At 55.8% G+C, this 16,250-nt stretch carries 11 protein-coding genes; 5 read left to right on the forward strand and 6 right to left on the reverse strand.

Annotation, left to right across the window (positions count from 1 at the left end):
* Nucleotides 1–408 precede the first annotated feature (408 nt).
* Nucleotides 409–1,350, forward strand: a complete 942-nt coding sequence (locus tag B3B59_RS08540; protein WP_286808720.1) for a TIGR01212 family radical SAM protein — start codon at nucleotides 409–411, stop codon at nucleotides 1,348–1,350.
* Here B3B59_RS08540 and B3B59_RS08545 read toward each other — a convergent pair.
* Nucleotides 1,330–2,832, reverse strand: a complete 1,503-nt coding sequence (locus tag B3B59_RS08545; protein WP_212476781.1) for a helicase HerA-like C-terminal domain-containing protein — start codon at nucleotides 2,830–2,832, stop codon at nucleotides 1,330–1,332. The two genes, B3B59_RS08540 and B3B59_RS08545, sit on opposite strands and share 21 nt — an antisense overlap.
* Before the next feature lie 126 nt (nucleotides 2,833–2,958).
* Between B3B59_RS08545 and B3B59_RS08550 the strand changes: the two genes are divergently transcribed.
* Nucleotides 2,959–4,596, forward strand: a complete 1,638-nt coding sequence (locus B3B59_RS08550; RefSeq protein WP_286808722.1) for a glycerone kinase — start codon at nucleotides 2,959–2,961, stop codon at nucleotides 4,594–4,596.
* 45 nt (nucleotides 4,597–4,641) lie between these two features.
* On the opposite strand, the gene ahr is transcribed toward B3B59_RS08550, so the two are convergent.
* The 5 genes from ahr to pepA form a co-directional block, all read right to left on the reverse strand.
* Nucleotides 4,642–5,661, reverse strand: a complete 1,020-nt coding sequence (gene ahr, locus B3B59_RS08555; protein ID WP_046885772.1) for an NADPH-dependent aldehyde reductase Ahr — start codon at nucleotides 5,659–5,661, stop codon at nucleotides 4,642–4,644.
* A 78-nt stretch (nucleotides 5,662–5,739) separates the two neighbouring features.
* A complete protein-coding gene (locus tag B3B59_RS08560) occupies nucleotides 5,740–6,243 on the reverse strand; it encodes a GNAT family N-acetyltransferase (RefSeq protein WP_046885773.1) in 504 nt (167 codons plus the stop codon).
* Between the two features lie 123 nt (nucleotides 6,244–6,366).
* Nucleotides 6,367–9,222 (reverse strand): valine--tRNA ligase, encoded by a 2,856-nt coding sequence (locus B3B59_RS08565; protein ID WP_286808725.1) that lies wholly within the window; start codon nucleotides 9,220–9,222, stop codon nucleotides 6,367–6,369.
* Nucleotides 9,222–9,665, reverse strand: coding sequence for a DNA polymerase III subunit chi (gene holC, locus B3B59_RS08570; protein WP_040073860.1), 444 nt, complete (start codon nucleotides 9,663–9,665; stop codon nucleotides 9,222–9,224). Before holC ends, B3B59_RS08565 begins: the two co-directional genes overlap by 1 nt.
* Nucleotides 9,666–9,732: 67 nt before the next feature.
* Nucleotides 9,733–11,244 (reverse strand): leucyl aminopeptidase, encoded by a 1,512-nt coding sequence (pepA, locus tag B3B59_RS08575; RefSeq protein WP_040073861.1) that lies wholly within the window; start codon nucleotides 11,242–11,244, stop codon nucleotides 9,733–9,735.
* 266 nt (nucleotides 11,245–11,510) lie between these two features.
* Between pepA and lptF the strand changes: the two genes are divergently transcribed.
* The 3 genes from lptF (at nucleotide 11,511) to arcB (ending at nucleotide 16,162) form a co-directional block, all read left to right on the forward strand.
* Nucleotides 11,511–12,611: an LPS export ABC transporter permease LptF gene (lptF, locus tag B3B59_RS08580; protein WP_040073862.1), complete on the forward strand. Its 1,101-nt coding sequence runs from the start codon at nucleotides 11,511–11,513 to the stop codon at nucleotides 12,609–12,611.
* Nucleotides 12,611–13,693: an LPS export ABC transporter permease LptG gene (gene lptG, locus B3B59_RS08585; protein WP_040073863.1), complete on the forward strand. Its 1,083-nt coding sequence runs from the start codon at nucleotides 12,611–12,613 to the stop codon at nucleotides 13,691–13,693. The genes lptF and lptG overlap by 1 nt, the downstream gene beginning before the upstream one ends.
* Nucleotides 13,694–13,828: 135 nt before the next feature.
* On the forward strand, nucleotides 13,829–16,162 hold the full coding sequence (arcB, locus tag B3B59_RS08590; RefSeq protein WP_046885776.1) for an aerobic respiration two-component sensor histidine kinase ArcB: 2,334 nt from the start codon (nucleotides 13,829–13,831) through the stop codon (nucleotides 16,160–16,162).
* Nucleotides 16,163–16,250: the final 88 nt, after the last annotated feature.

Raw genomic sequence — 16,250 nt, forward strand, 5'->3', positions numbered from 1 at the left:
TACGAAAATGTGCTAAAGCATGTTTAATTGATTGAAATAAAAAGGTATTTAACGAATTTTACAACCACAAAAGGCCAAGGGAGGGAGCGGGGTAGTGTGATCTGACTCACTATCTGAAAGCGGTATTATCCACGTGGGATGCTGAAAAGCTTGTTTTTGGCAGGATATTACTCTGGGGTGGCGATCAAACCCGCATAATCACACTGTTTTTCAGCAGTGACGCTATAAATGAAAAAAAGCGGCTGAACATAAGGAAAAGTAATTGGCGAATGCTTGAATGAAATTGCAGTAATCTTGATTTTTTATTCAAATGAATAATAGCCGTCCAGGGCGATTGATCCAGGTCATCGCCGACTGTGGCTAAAAATGGCAGGCTAGGCCCCTTTCAGCGGGGCGGTCTATCAGATTATGCAGTTACAGAAATTAGTCAATATGTTTGGTGGGGATCTTTTACGTCGTTATGGCGAAAAGGTCCATAAGCTGACGCTGCATGGTGGTTTCAGCTGCCCCAACCGCGATGGAACTATTGGCCGTGGCGGCTGTACCTTCTGCAACGTGGCCTCTTTCGCCGATGAAACACAGCAGCAGCGCTCCATCGCTGAACAGCTGGCGCATCAGGCGAGCCGGGTCAATCGCGCCAGACATTATCTGGCCTACTTCCAGGCTTATACCAGCACCTGGGCAGAGGTGCAGGTACTGCGCGCCATGTATCAGCAGGCCGTAAGCCAGGCGAATATGGTCGGGCTATGTGTCGGCACGCGTCCGGATTGTGTCCCCGATGCCGTATTAGACCTGCTGAGCGAATACCACGCGCAGGGCTATGAAGTCTGGCTGGAGCTGGGGTTACAGAGCGCGCACGACAAAACGCTGCACCGTATTAATCGCGGCCATGACTTTGCCTGCTACCAGCGCACTACGCGGCTGGCGCGTGAACGGGGGCTTAAAGTGTGTTCGCACCTGATTGTAGGCTTGCCCGGAGAGGGGCTCCAGCAGGGACTCGAGACGCTGGAAAACGTGGTCGAAACCGGCGTGGATGGCATCAAGCTGCATCCGCTACATATCGTGACCGGCAGTATTATGGCAAAGGCCTGGCAAGCGGGAAGGGTAAACGGAATTACACTCGAAGAGTACACCGTGACGGCGGGGGAGATGATCCGCCATACGCCGCCAGAAGTGGTTTACCACCGTATATCCGCCAGCGCCCGCCGTCCAACGCTGCTGGCACCGCTCTGGTGCGAGAACCGCTGGACGGGGATGGTGGAAATCGATAAATACCTCAATGAGCACGGGGTTCAGGGGAGTGCCCTGGGGCGCCCGTGGGTATCACCTTTAGCGTCTACGTCCGCCTAACAAGCTGCCCAGCATGCCGCGTACGATCTGATTGGTGACCTGGCGTGCTGCGCTTTTCGCCATAGTTTGTACCACGCCGTCGCGCTTACCCCCTCGCGGCCCGGTGCTGCCAAACAGAATATCTTTGAGCCCGCCCAGAATGCCATCGTCCGTGGCCGCTGCATCGCCTTTCGCAGTGGGTGCACTCTGCTGCTGCGGGCTTGCCTCTATCCCCGCCTGTAACTTTTCAAAAGCCGATTCCCGATCGATCTCGTCTTCGTATTTGCCGTAAACCGGAGAGTGGTTAATTAGCCCGTTACGTTCATCGTCAGTGACGGGCCCCATACGTGAGTTGGGTGCGATCACCATTGCGCGCTCTACCACTGAGGGGCTGCCTTTGACATCCAGGAAGGAGATCAAGGCTTCACCGGTGCCCAGCGCCTGAATTGCCTCTTCCGTACTGAACGCTGGATTGGCGCGCATGGTCTCTGCGGCCGCTTTAACTGCCTTTTGATCTTTTGGCGTGAAGGCGCGCAGGGCGTGCTGTACGCGGTTACCTAACTGACCCAGTACGTTGTCAGGGATATCGGACGGATTTTGCGAAACAAACCAGACGCCGACCCCTTTCGAGCGGATCAAACGGATCACTTGTTCAATCTTGTCCAGTAAGACCTGCGGAGCATCGCTGAACAGCAGATGTGCTTCGTCAAAGAAGAACACCAGTTTGGGTTTTTCCAGATCGCCCGCTTCAGGGAGTTGTTCATATATTTCAGAGAGCATCCACAGCAGACTGGCGGCGTACAGTTTGGGCATCTGATAGAGCTTTTCCGCGCTCAGAATGTTGATGATGCCCTTACCGTTACTGTCGGTGCGCATCCAGTCCTTAATATCCAGCATCGGTTCGCCGAAGAAGTGCCCGGCGCCTTGCTGTTCAAGCGTGAGCAATCCACGCTGAATAGCGCCAATCGAGGCGGAACTGATGTTGCCATACTGGGTCTGGAAAGATTTGGCGTTATCGCCAATATAGTGGGTGATAGCGCGTAGATCTTTGAAATCCAGCAGCAGTAATCCCTGTTCGTCGGCAATACGAAAGATGATATTAAGCACGCCAGACTGCACCTCGTTCAGATTGAGCAGCCGTGCCAGCAGCAGCGGGCCCAGATCGGAAACGGTGGCACGTACCGGGTGGCCTTTTTCGCCGAAGATATCCCACAAGACGACCGGGTTACCCTGCGGTTGCCAGTCGGTCACACCGATGTTTTTCAGTCTGGCGAGCAGCTTCTCTGAGCCAACGCCCTCCTGCGCAATGCCGGTCAAATCGCCCTTCACATCGGCCATAAATACCGGTACGCCACAGCTTGAGAATGATTCAGCCAGCTTTTGTAGGGTGACGGTTTTGCCCGTGCCGGTGGCACCGGTAATGAGCCCGTGTCGGTTTGCCATTGCAGGGAGGAGAAACAGCTCGTGATCCAGCGTACGAGCAATTAGCAGAGGAGTACTCATGATCCAATTCCTTTTCTGGGCACTGGGTGGAGTATAGGCAACCTGATGCGCAAATTCCTTTGTTTGCTGCGCATTACCCAGTGCGGACTATGCTTTTCCATACGGTTATCAACTTTTTGGGAAATTATGTCCAGATTCTTTTTTAACGACCGCGAACAGCTGGTCAACGACGCCATTGAAGGCATGCTGATTTCTACACCACACGCTAATCTCGCCAGGCTTGATATCGACCCGGCTATTCGCGTTGTCGCCCGTGCTGACTGGGATAAAAGCCGCGTGGCGGTTATTTCCGGCGGTGGTTCGGGTCATGAACCCGCCCATGCCGGGTTTGTGGGCAAGGGGATGCTCACCGCAGCGGTGTGCGGCGATCTTTTTGCTTCGCCGAGCGTTGACGCGGTGTTGAATGCGATCATGGCGGTAACGGGCGAGCATGGCTGCCTGTTGATCGTCAAAAACTATACCGGCGATCGTCTGAACTTTGGCCTCGCGGCGGAAAAGGCCAAGGGCTACGGGCTGAACGTCGAAATGGTGATTGTGGCCGACGACATTGCTCTGCCTGATAACAAACAGCCGCGCGGCATTGCGGGTACGGTGCTGGTGCATAAGATAGCCGGTTACGCTGCCGAGCAGGGGAAATCGCTCCGTGAGGTTCGGGATCTTGCCCAACAGGCCTGCGATAACCTCTGGAGCCTCGGTGTGGCGATGCGCACATGCAGTCTGCCCGGCAGCGATGAAGAGGAGGGACGTATCCAGCAGGGGCAAGTCGAGCTGGGTCTCGGGATCCACGGTGAGCCGGGTGCGTCGATTGTCGATACCCAAAACAGTAAAACAATCATCGACACCCTGGTGAAACCGCTGCAGGAGCAGGCTGGCGCCGGGCGGCTGGCGGTTATGATCAATAACCTCGGCGGCGTATCTGCGCTGGAGATGGCGCAGCTTACCAAAGAGCTGGCGCACTCAGCGGTAAAAGACCAGATTGACTGGCTTATCGGCCCGGCGACGCTGGTCAGTTCGCTGGATATGAAAGGCTTTTCGCTCTCGTGTTTGAAGCTGAACGACACCTTTGAGCAGGCACTCAATTCGCCAGTGGAGACCCTGGGCTGGCAAAAACCCGTCGCCTTTGCGCCAATGCGTACGGTATCGCACGAGGTTGTGCGCGACAAAGTGGAATTTACCCCCTCCGATAATGCGCAAATTGCCGCGTGGGTGGGCGCAGCGACGCAGACGCTGCTGGATCTGGAAAACCGGCTCAACGCGCTGGATGCGAAAGTAGGCGATGGCGATACCGGATCTACCTTTGCGCAAGGTGCGAAGGAGATAGCCCAACGCCTTGCGCAAAAGCAGCTGCCGCTAAATGATCCCGCGAAGTTGTTATTGCTGGTGGGTGAAAGACTGGCGACGGTGATGGGCGGCTCGAGCGGCGTATTGATGTCGATCTTCTTTACTGCCGCCGGGCAGTCGTTACTGGAGGGTAAAACCGTGCCAGAGTCGTTGTTGAGCGGGTTGGCACAAATGAAGCATTACGGCGGGGCCGCGCCTGGGGATCGCACCCTGATCGATGCGCTCCAGCCCGCGCTGGAAGCTTTGCAGCAAGCAGATATTCAGGCTGCTGCACAGGCCGCTCAGCAGGGTGCAGAGGCGACGGCCAGCATGCACAAAGCCGGCGCGGGGCGTTCATCCTATGTCAATAAAGAGAATCTGCAGGGGGTGACCGATCCGGGTGCGGTGGCGGTGGCGGAGGTGTTTAAAGCGCTGGCGAAGTAGCGAAGAGAACCGGGTGGGGCGATGCCGCCACCCGGCGTAGTCACATCAGAAATCGGCTTTTAACACCACGCGGTAACGGGCCTTGCCGTCGCGCACGTGCTGGATAGCCTCATTGATTTTCGACATTGGATACAGTTCGGTGGTTGGGGACACTTTGGTGCGTCCGGCAAACTTCATCAGTTTGCGCAACTCAAACGGTGTGCCGGTTGCAGAGCCAGATACGCTGCGATCGCCACCAATCAGGGTAAACGCCGGAACCGGCAGCGGCTTCAGCACTGCCCCAACGGTATGGAAGTTACCGCCGTAGGCCAGCGCTTCAAAGTACGGCTGCCAGTCGAGATCGACGTTCACGGTGTTGATGATCAGATCGAACTGACCCGCCAGCGCTTTCAGGGCTTCCGGATCGCGGCTGTTCACCACTTTATCGGCGCCCATTGCCAGCACTTCCTGCTCTTTCGCCGGGTTAGAGCTGAACGCCGTCACTTCGCAGCCCATGGCGTGCAGTAACTTAATGGCAATGTGGCCCAGTCCGCCAATACCAATTACGCCCACGCGACTGGTGGCGGTGATGTGGTGCATCAGCAGCGGTTTAAATACCGTAATACCGCCGCACAGCAGCGGGCCTGCGGATTCGATATCAATGCTGTCCGGTAGCGGGATCACCCACTGCCAGTCGGCGCGCAGTTTGTCGGCGAACCCGCCCTTATTGAGAATGGTAGGTACCGTGCCTTCCAGACAGTTAATCTGGTTGCCGCTGATACAGGCATCACAATGTCCACAGCTGCGTGCCGTCCAGCCAATGCCCACGCGCTGGCCAACTTTCAACCCTTTGTCCTGCGCGGCAGTGCCCAGCGCAACCACACGGCCGATGACCTCATGCCCGGCAACCAGGGGATAATTTGAAAAGCCCCATTCGTTGTCGATCATCGACAGATCCGAGTGGCAAATGCCGCAATAATCTACCTGAACTTCGACGTCTTCTGCTTTTAGCTCACCCGCATCGTACTCGTACAGCTCAAGTTCTGCACCCGCCTGCGGCGCGGCATAGCTTTTTATCATCGACATCTTTATTCCCCCGTTATGGTGTTGAACTGAGAGTGTAGAGCATTCAGTTTACAGCCGCTTAACAGAATGGGGGCAGTATCAGAGGGTCTTTAGCATCCGCACTTCGCAGTCGACGTGGCCGGTGCAGCCCAGCGGCGCGTCAATATGTTCGAAGCCCAGGTGTTCATACAGGCCAATGGCCTCTTTGAGGAACGCGGTGGTTTCGAGATAACAGCGGGTGAAGCCCTCAGCGCGCGCGTGTTCAAGCGCAACCAGCGCCAGCTTTTTCGCCAGCCCCTGGCCGCGAATGGCGGGCAGAAAGTACATCTTCTGCAGTTCACAGATATCGGGCTCGCTGCAGGTCAAAGGCGCCACGCCGCCACCGCCCACAACCTTGCCTGCCTGCTCAATGATCCAGTAGGCGTGGCCTGGCTGGCTGTATAGCTGGAACAGCTCATCGAGGTTAGGATCGGCTACGGTGTAGCCTTTATCGGCCGTAAGGCCATATTCGGCGGAAACGGTGCGGATAACGGCGGCGATGGCCGGGTTGTCCTGTTCAGTGATACGACGCATCGTCGTCGCGACGGGGGCAATCACGCTCATAGCATTACTCATGACAAAAATTGACACACAGCTGCTGTTAATAGCACTGGAGCAAAGGGAGTGCAAGCGAGGAGTTTTCAGGGAGGAAACCCCTTACGCCCTGAAGCGTAAGGGGTAAAAGCATTACAGGGCTGCGATAACCGCCTGCTGCTCAATCAGTTTGGTTTTTGCATCGGCGAAAGCAACCAGACGCTCACGCTCTTTGGCGATGACCGCTTCCGGCGCGCGGGCGACAAAGCCTTCGTTCGCCAGTTTGCTTTCGATTTTGCCAATTTCCACGTCGACTTTCGCCACTTCCTTCGCCAGACGCGCCAGCTCGGCATCTCTGTCGATCAGACCCGCCATTGGGATCAGCAGCTCGGCGCCGTCGATGATTTTGGTCACAGAAACCGGACCTTTGTCATCGGCAGGCAGCACGGTGATGCTCTCCAGACGCGCCATGGTTTTCAGGAAGGTGCTGTTCTCATTCACACGACGAACGGCAGCCTCGCTGCAACCGCGCAGCAGCAGTTCCAGCGGCTTGCTCGGGGCGATATTCATTTCTGCACGAACGTTACGCACAGCAACAATCGCCTGTTTCAGCCATTCGGTATCAGCTGATGCGGCTTCATCTACTTTAGCGGCATCGAACTCCGGGAACGGCTGCAGCATGATGGTGTCGGCGTTGATACCTGCAATCACCTTCACACGCTGCCAGATGGTTTCGGTAATGAACGGAATGACCGGGTGCGCCAGGCGCAGCAGACCTTCCAGCACGGTGATCAGCGTATTACGCGTACCGCGCAGTTCTGCTTCAGAACCACCGTTCATCACCGGCTTCGCCAGCTCCAGATACCAGTCGCAGAACTGGTTCCAGGTGAATTCGTACAGAATGCCTGCCGCGATGTCGAAGCGGAAGCTGTCCAGCGCGTCACGGAAGGCTTTCACCGTCTGGTTGAATTCCGCCAGGATCCAGCGGTCTGCCAGCGACAGCGTCATCTCGCCGCCGTTAAAGCCGCAATCCTGGTCTTCGGTATTCATCAGCACGAAACGGCTGGCGTTCCACAGCTTGTTACAGAAGTTACGGTAACCTTCCAGACGCTTCATGTCCCAGTTGATGTCGCGGCCGGTAGAGGCCAGCGCCGCCAGGGTGAAGCGCAGGGCGTCGGTACCGTGAGACTCAATCCCGTTCGGGAACTGCTTCTCGGTACGCTTGCGGATCTTCTCGGCCAGCTGCGGCTGCATCATGTTGCCGGTACGTTTTTCCAGCAGCTCTTCCAGCGAGATACCGTCGACCATATCCAGCGGGTCAATAACGTTACCCTTGGATTTAGACATCTTCTGGCCTTCGTCGTCGCGGATAAGGCCAGTCATGTAGATCGTCTTAAACGGGATCTGCGGTTTGCCGTCTTCATCTTTAATAAAGTGCATGGTCATCATGATCATGCGGGCGATCCAGAAGAAGATGATGTCGAAGCCGGAAACCATCACGCTGGTTGGGTGGAACTGACGCAGGGCGTCGGTATTTTCCGGCCAGCCGAGGGTAGAGAAGGTCCAGAGTGCGGAGGAGAACCAGGTATCCAGCACGTCTTCGTCCTGACGCAGGGCAACGTCAGCGCCCAGGTTGTTTTCCTGACGCACTTCGTCTTCGGTGCGGCCAACGTAGACGTTGCCTTCGTTGTCATACCACGCCGGAATACGGTGGCCCCACCACAGTTGACGGGAGATACACCAGTCCTGAATGTCACGCATCCAGGAGAAGTACATGTTTTCATACTGCTTCGGTACGAACTGGATGCTGCCGTTTTCAACCGCTTCAACAGCAGGTTTAGCCAGCACGTCGGCACGGACATACCACTGGTCGGTTAACATTGGCTCGATAACCACACCACCACGGTCGCCGTACGGCACGGTCAGATCGTGAGGCTTGATCTCTTCCAGCAGGCCGAGTGCGTCTACGGCAGCGACAATCGCTTTACGCGCGGCGAAGCGTTCCAGCTTCTGGAACTCGGCCGGGATGTCGCTGGCGTAAACGTCAGATTCGTTGCCTTTAGTGTCATACACTTCTGCGCTTTCACGGATATCGCCGTCGAAGGTCAGAATGTTGATCATTGGAAGCTGATGACGACGACCCACTTCGTAGTCGTTGAAGTCGTGGGCCGGGGTGATTTTCACGCAGCCGGTGCCTTTTTCCATGTCGGCGTGTTCGTCGCCCACAATCGGAATACGGCGGTTAACCAGCGGCAGGACCACAAATTTACCGATCAGATCTTTGTAGCGCGGATCTTCCGGGTTAACGGCCACACCGGTATCGCCCAGCAGGGTTTCCGGACGGGTGGTAGCAACCACCAGGTAATCTTTACCGTCTGCGGTTTTTGCGCCGTCGGCCAGCGGATAGCGGATGTGCCACATCGAGCCTTTTGACTCGCGGTTTTCCACTTCAAGGTCAGAGATGGCGGTGCGCAGTTTCGGGTCCCAGTTTACCAGGCGCTTGCCACGGTAAATCAGGTCCTCTTTATACAGACGGACAAACACTTCTTTCACAGCGTTGGAGAGGCCTTCGTCCATGGTGAAGCGCTCGCGCTCCCAGTCCACGGAGTTGCCAAGACGACGCATCTGGCGGGTAATGGTGCCGCCAGATTCTGCCTTCCACTGCCAGATTTTGTCGATGAACGCGTCGCGACCGTAGTCGTGGCGGGTTTTACCCTCTTCAGCGGCAATTTTACGCTCAACGACCATCTGGGTCGCGATACCCGCGTGGTCAGTTCCCGCCTGCCACAGGGTGTTTTTACCCTGCATGCGCTGGTAGCGGATCATGGTGTCCATGATGGTCTGCTGGAAAGCATGACCCATATGCAAACTGCCGGTGACGTTCGGCGGCGGGATCATGATGCAGAAGGACTCTTTGCTTTCATCGCCGTTAGGCTTGAAATAGCCCTGCTGTTCCCAGTGCTCGTAAAGCGGCTGTTCGATATCGCGTGGGTTATATGTCTTTTCCATTATTTCCAGGTTGCCGTATTCAGGTTAAAACCAGCCAGGCGGTACGCTTTATAGCGTTCGCGCGCCAGTTGTTTCAGGGAATCTTCGTAGGGGACAAAGTCTACCACTTCTGTGAAAGCGGTGGCAAAATCTGCAAAGCCAGTACGCAGGCTTATCAGGATATCGCGCGCGCTGCTGTTACGTTTTTGTGGCCAGGCTATCTCCACCGGGGCACCGCCGCGCGGCCCTTCACCCGACAGATTGTGCGGGACAAAACTCTCGGCAGGTCGCGCCCATAGCGCCTCATCAAGACGAATGGCTTGCTGCTCATCTTCACAGGCGATGAGCACGCGCTTGCCGCTGCGCCAACGTTCTGCGGCAATGTCACACACCAGTTGTTCAACGGCGCTCAGGCCATCCTGTTGTGTATCGTTGTCCAGAATATAGAACGTTGCGTTTTTCATGATATGGGGCTTCTTGTGGTGATTTTAAATGCGAAACCGGGTGGCATCTGCCACCCGGCTTTCGGGTTTACTCTTCGCCGTTAAAGCCGGCGCGGTTGAGCAGGAACTGCGACAGCAGCGCAACCGGACGACCGGTGGCGCCTTTGGCTTTGCCGGAGCGCCATGCGGTACCCGCGATGTCGAGGTGTGCCCAGTTGTACTTACGGGTGAAACGCGACAGGAAACAGCCCGCGGTGATGGCACCACCCGGACGGCCGCCGATATTCGCCATATCCGCGAAATTCGACTCCAGCTGATCCTGGAACTCGTCGGCCAGCGGCAGTCGCCATGCGCGGTCGCCAGCCTGCTCGGACGCGCCAATCAACTCGTGCGCCAGCGGATTGTGGTTCGACATCAGGCCGGTGATGTGGTGGCCCAGCGCAATGACGCAGGCCCCGGTCAGGGTTGCCACATCGATAACCGCTTCAGGTTCGAAGCGCTCAACGTAGGTCAGGACGTCGCACAGCACCAGGCGGCCTTCGGCATCGGTATTCAGCACTTCAACGGTCTGACCGGACATGGTGGTCAGCACGTCGCCTGGGCGGTATGCGCGGCCACCCGGCATGTTTTCACAGCCGGCCAGTACGCCGATAACGTTAAGCGGCAGTTGCAGCTCCGCCACCATACGCATGACACCGTACACGGCCGCCGCACCGCACATGTCGTACTTCATCTCATCCATGCCTTCGGCAGGTTTGATGGAGATACCGCCGGAGTCAAAGGTCAGGCCTTTACCCACCAGCACGATAGGGCGTGCGTCTTCCGATGGATTGCCCTTGTATTCAATGACCGACATCAGGGATTCGTTCTGGGAACCATTTCCCACCGCGAGGTAGGAGTGCATGCCCAGCTCTTTCATCTGCTGCTCGCCAATCACGCGGGTGATGACGTTTTTGCTGTAAGAGTCGGCCAACTGACGCGCCTGCGAGGCCAGATAGCCAGCGTTACAGATGTTTGGTGGCATATTACCCAGATCTTTCGCGGCTTTGATACCGGCCGCGATGGCCAGGCCATGCTGAATCGCACGTTCACCGCTGGTCAGTTCGCGGCGGGTAGGCACGTTAAAGACCATTTTACGCAGCGGACGACGGGGTTCGCTTTTATTGGTTTTCAGCTGATCGAAGCTGTACAGCGACTCTTTTGCCGTCTCAACGGCCTGACGCACTTTCCAGTAAGTGTTACGGCCTTTAACGTGCAGCTCGGTGAGGAAGCAGACCGCTTCCATTGAGCCAGTATCATTCAGCGTATTGATAGTTTTCTGAATAACCTGTTTGTACTGGCGCTCATCCAGCTCACGTTCTTTACCGCAGCCGATCAGAAGAATACGCTCGGACAGCACGTTCGGAACATGATGCAGTAATAAGGTCTGTCCCGGTTTGCCTTCCAGTTCGCCACGGCGCAGCAGGGCACTAATATAGCCGTCGCTGATTTTGTCGAGTTGCTCGGCGATGGGGGAGAGGCGGCGGGGCTCAAAGACACCCACAACGATACAGGCGCTCCGCTGTTTCTCCGGGCTGCCGCTTTTTACACTGAACTCCATGCACTACGCTCCTGAATCTTAAAGACAACAGCGGCCGCTACGGATAGAATTGAAACCTTTCGTAACTCATGCCCGCTGTTGCGGTGACTTCGTGTTAATCTTACGTTATTACGGTTTCGACACATCATTACATCTTCTGAAGCGCGAATCCGTCGGGTGTTCTAATCTTAGCGATGATTTCGACGACTCAAGAGAATAAATGACGTTTAAGCCATGAAACAAGCGATTTTCCAGCAAAAAGACGGGTTTTTACGGGCGTATTTAATGTGATAATCATAAGATATCTGGTGCGGGAGACGCTCAAAAGCCAGCTGGCAATACTCTTCATCCTGCTTCTGATTTTTTTCTGTCAGAAACTGGTGAGGATCCTCGGTGCAGCGGTCGACGGCGAAATTCCTACAAATCTGGTGCTTTCCCTCCTCGGGTTAGGCGTGCCTGAAATGGCGCAGCTGATCCTGCCGTTGAGCCTTTTCCTCGGATTGCTGATGACGCTCGGTAAACTCTATACCGAAAGTGAAATCACCGTCATGCACGCCTGTGGACTGAGCAAAGCGGTACTGGTAAAAGCCGCCATGGTACTGGCGTTGTTTACCGGTATCGTTGCCGCCGTCAACGTGATGTGGGCAGGCCCCTGGTCATCGCGCCATCAGGATGAAGTGCTGGCTGAAGCGAAAGCCAACCCCGGCATGGCTGCCCTGGCCCAGGGACAGTTCCAGCAAGCCAGCGACGGCAACTCGGTCCTGTTTATCGAAAGCGTTGACGGTAGCCGGTTCAACGACGTTTTCCTCGCGCAAATTCGACCGAAAGGCAATGCCCGTCCCTCCGTGGTGGTGGCTGATTCAGGCCAGCTTTCTCAGACTAAAGATGGGTCTCAGGTCGTCACGCTGAACAAAGGCACCCGCTTTGAAGGCACTGCCATGTTGCGCGATTTCCGTATTACCGACTTCCAGAACTACCAGGCGATCATTGGTCACCAGGCGGTCGCGCTGGACCCGAGCGATACGGATCAGATGAACATGCGTACGCTCTTCACCACCGATACCGATCGCGCCCGGGCAGAGTTGCACTGGCGTATTACGTTGGTATTCACCGTGTTTATGATGGCACTGATGGTGGTTCCGCTGAGCGTGGTCAACCCGCGTCAGGGACGTGTGCTGTCAATGCTGCCGGCGATGCTGCTCTATCTGGTGTTCTTCCTGCTGCAGACCTCCATAAAATCGAACGGTGGGAAAGGCAAAATCGACCCGGTTATCTGGACCTGGGCGGTCAACGTGCTGTATCTGTTGCTGGCCATAGCGCTTAACCTTTGGGATACCGTGCCGATGCGCCGTTTCAGATCCCGTTTTATGCGTAAAGGAGCGGTGTAATGCAGGCTTTTCGCGTTTTAGACCGCTATATCGGTAAAACCATTTTTACCACCATCATGATGACGTTATTCATGCTGGTCTCCCTCTCCGGCATCATCAAGTTTGTTGATCAGCTGAAAAAGGCCGGGCAGGGGAGTTACGACGCTCTGGGTGCAGGTATGTATACCCTGCTCAGCATGCCAAAAGATGTGCAGATCTTCTTCCCGATGGCGGCGTTGTTAGGTGCCCTGCTGGGTCTGGGGATGTTGGCACAGCGCAGTGAACTGGTTGTCATGCAGGCCTCTGGCTTTACCCGTATGCAGGTGGCGCTGTCGGTCATGAAAACCGCCATTCCACTGGTGCTGCTGACCATGGCCATTGGCGAATGGGTGGCACCGCAGGGCGAGCAGATGGCGCGTAACTACCGTGCGCAGGCCATGTACGGCGGCTCGCTGCTCTCAACCCAGCAGGGGCTGTGGGCGAAAGACGGAAATAACTTTGTCTATATCGAACGCGTGAAGGGCGACAACTCCCTTGGCGGCGTAAGCATTTATAGCTTTAACGATCAGCGCCGCCTGCAGGCGGTACGTTATGCGGCATCGGCGACCTTTGATGCAGAGAATAAACTTTGGCGTCTGTCGCAGGTTGACGAGTCTAACCTGCAGGATCCAAAACAGATCACGGGCTCGCAAACCGTCAGTGGCACCTGGAAAACCAACCTGACGCCGGACAAGCTCGGCGTGGTGGCGCTGGATCCGGACGCGCTCTCTATCAGTGGCCTGCACAACTATGTGAAGTACCTGAAGTCGAGTGGCCAGGATGCCGGCCGTTATCAGCTCAATATGTGGAGCAAAATCTTCCAGCCGCTCTCCGTGGCGGTCATGATGTTGATGGCTCTCTCCTTTATCTTCGGGCCGCTGCGTAGCGTAGCCATGGGCGTGCGCGTCGTCACCGGGATTAGCTTTGGCTTTGTCTTCTACGTGCTGGACCAGATCTTCGGTCCGCTGACCCTGGTGTATGGCATACCGCCGGTGATTGGTGCCCTGCTGCCAAGCGCATCTTTCTTCGTTATCAGCCTCTGGCTGATGCTAAAACGCTCCTGACCTGCTTTACCCCTCCCTCCCGGTCGTGGGAGCGAGGGGTATCTCCCGCTCTACCCCGCACTTTTTCGCACAACCTTCAACGTCTTGCCTGAAATTTGAGTATGATTGTGCGATGAAGCCGTGAAGGAATCCTCTATGAAGCAAATTCGAATGCTGGCGCAGTACTACGTCGATCTCATGATGAAGCTTGGCCTGGTACGCTTCTCCATGTTGCTCGCTCTGGCGCTGGTAGTGCTGGCGATTGTGGTACAGATGGCGGTGACCATGGTGCTGCATGGGCAGGTCGAAAGTATCGACGTGATCCGCTCTATTTTCTTCGGTCTGTTGATTACCCCCTGGGCGGTCTACTTCCTGTCGGTGGTGGTCGAGCAGCTCGAGGAGTCGCGTCAACGCCTCTCCCGGCTGGTGGAGAAACTGGAGGAGATGCGCGAGCGTGATCTGAAGCTCAATGTTCAGTTGAAGGACAACATTGCACAGCTTAATCAGGAAATTTCAGATCGTGAAAAAGCCGAAGCAGAGCGCCGCGTAACGCTGGAGCAGCTGAAGGTCGAGATGAAAGAGCGTGAAGAGACGCAGATCCAGCTCGAACAGCAATCCTCTTTCCTACGTTCGTTTCTTGATGCTTCACCGGATCTGGTCTTCTACCGTAATGAGGATAAAGAGTTCTCCGGCTGCAACCGGGCAATGGAACTGCTGACCGGCAAAAGTGAAAAACAGCTGGTTAGCCTCAAACCGCAGGACGTCTATTCCGAAGAGGCGGCGGCAAAAGTCATTGAAACGGATGAAAAAGTCTTCCGTCACAACGTCTCTCTCACCTACGAACAGTGGCTGGATTATCCGGATGGGCGCAAAGCCTGCTTTGAGATCCGCAAAGTTCCCTATTACGACCGCGTGGGTAAACGCCATGGCCTGATGGGCTTTGGCCGCGATATTACCGAACGTAAGCGCTATCAGGATGCGCTGGAGCGCGCCAGCCGGGATAAGACCACCTTTATCTCGACCATCAGCCATGAGCTGCGTACGCCTCTAAACGGTATCGTCGGGCTAAGCCGTATTCTGCTTGATACCGAGCTGTCTGCCGAGCAGGAGAAATACCTTAAGACTATCCATGTTTCAGCCGTGACGTTGGGGAATATTTTCAACGATATTATCGATATGGATAAAATGGAGCGGCGTAAAGTTCAGCTGGATAACCAGCCGGTAGACTTCACCAGCTTCCTGGCCGACCTGGAAAATCTGTCAGGCCTGCAAGCGCAGCAGAAAGGTCTACGCTTTGTGCTGGAGCCCACCTTGCCGTTGCCCCATAAAGTGGTCACCGATGGTACGCGTCTGCGCCAGATTCTGTGGAATCTGATCAGTAACGCCGTCAAGTTTACGCAGGCAGGGCAGGTGTCGGTGCGGGTTCGCTACGGCGAAGGGGAGATGCTGCATTTTGAGGTTGAAGACTCAGGGATCGGCATTCCGCAGGAAGAGCAGGATAAGATCTTTGCCATGTACTATCAGGTGAAAGATAGCCAGGGCGGTAAGCCTGCCACCGGCACCGGTATAGGTCTGGCAGTATCGCGTCGTCTGGCGAAAAGCATGGGCGGCGATATCACCGTCTCCAGCAACCCGGGTAAGGGCTCGCTGTTTGCTCTGAGCGTGCATGCTCCGGCGGTGGCAGAAGAGGTGGAAGATACCTTCGCTCACGATGATTTACCGCTGCCCGCGCTGCACGTCTTGCTGGTAGAAGATATTGAACTTAACGTCATTGTGGCGCGCTCGGTGCTGGAAAAGCTGGGCAGTAGCGTGGATGTCGCCATGACCGGGACTGCCGCGCTGGAGATGTTCACGCCAGGCGAATATGACCTGCTGTTGCTTGATATCCAGTTGCCGGATATGACCGGGCTGGATATTTCGCGTGAGCTCACGCGTCGCTACAGCCGTGACGAGCTGCCGCCGCTGGTGGCGCTGACCGCGAACGTGCTGAAGGATAAAAAAGAGTATCTGGAGGCCGGGATGGACGATGTGCTGAGCAAGCCGCTGTCCGTACCTGCTCTCACTGCCATGATTAAGAAGTACTGGGATACCTGTGACGAAGAGGAGAGCACCATGACGAAGGTTGATACCGATAAAGCGCATACCTTGCTGGATATCGCCATGCTTGAACAATACATCGAACTGGTTGGCCCGAAGCTGATTACCGATGGGCTGGCGGTCTTCGAGAAGATGATGCCTGGCTATTTAGCGGTGCTGGAGTCGAACCTGACCGCGCGCGATCAGAAAGGCATCGTGGAAGAGGGGCATAAAATTAAAGGCGCAGCGGGCTCGGTAGGTTTGCGTCATCTGCAACAGCTTGGTCAGCAGATCCAGAGCCCCGATCTTCCTGCCTGGTCCGATAATGTCGGTGAATGGGTCGAAGAGATGAAGCAAGAGTGGCAGAACGATGTGGCGGTATTGAAAGCGTGGGTAGAAAGCAGAAAAAAATGACCCCGGCTAAACCGGGGTGCGCGAATACTGCGCCAACACCAGGGAAATCTTGGCTGCGCCTGTAGAGAACATTGTTATCATTTTGGGA

The sequence above is a fragment of the Leclercia sp. UBA2479 genome, from assembly GCF_002341985.1.
GTDB classification, from domain to species: Bacteria; Pseudomonadota; Gammaproteobacteria; order Enterobacterales; family Enterobacteriaceae; genus Enterobacter; species Enterobacter pneumoniae.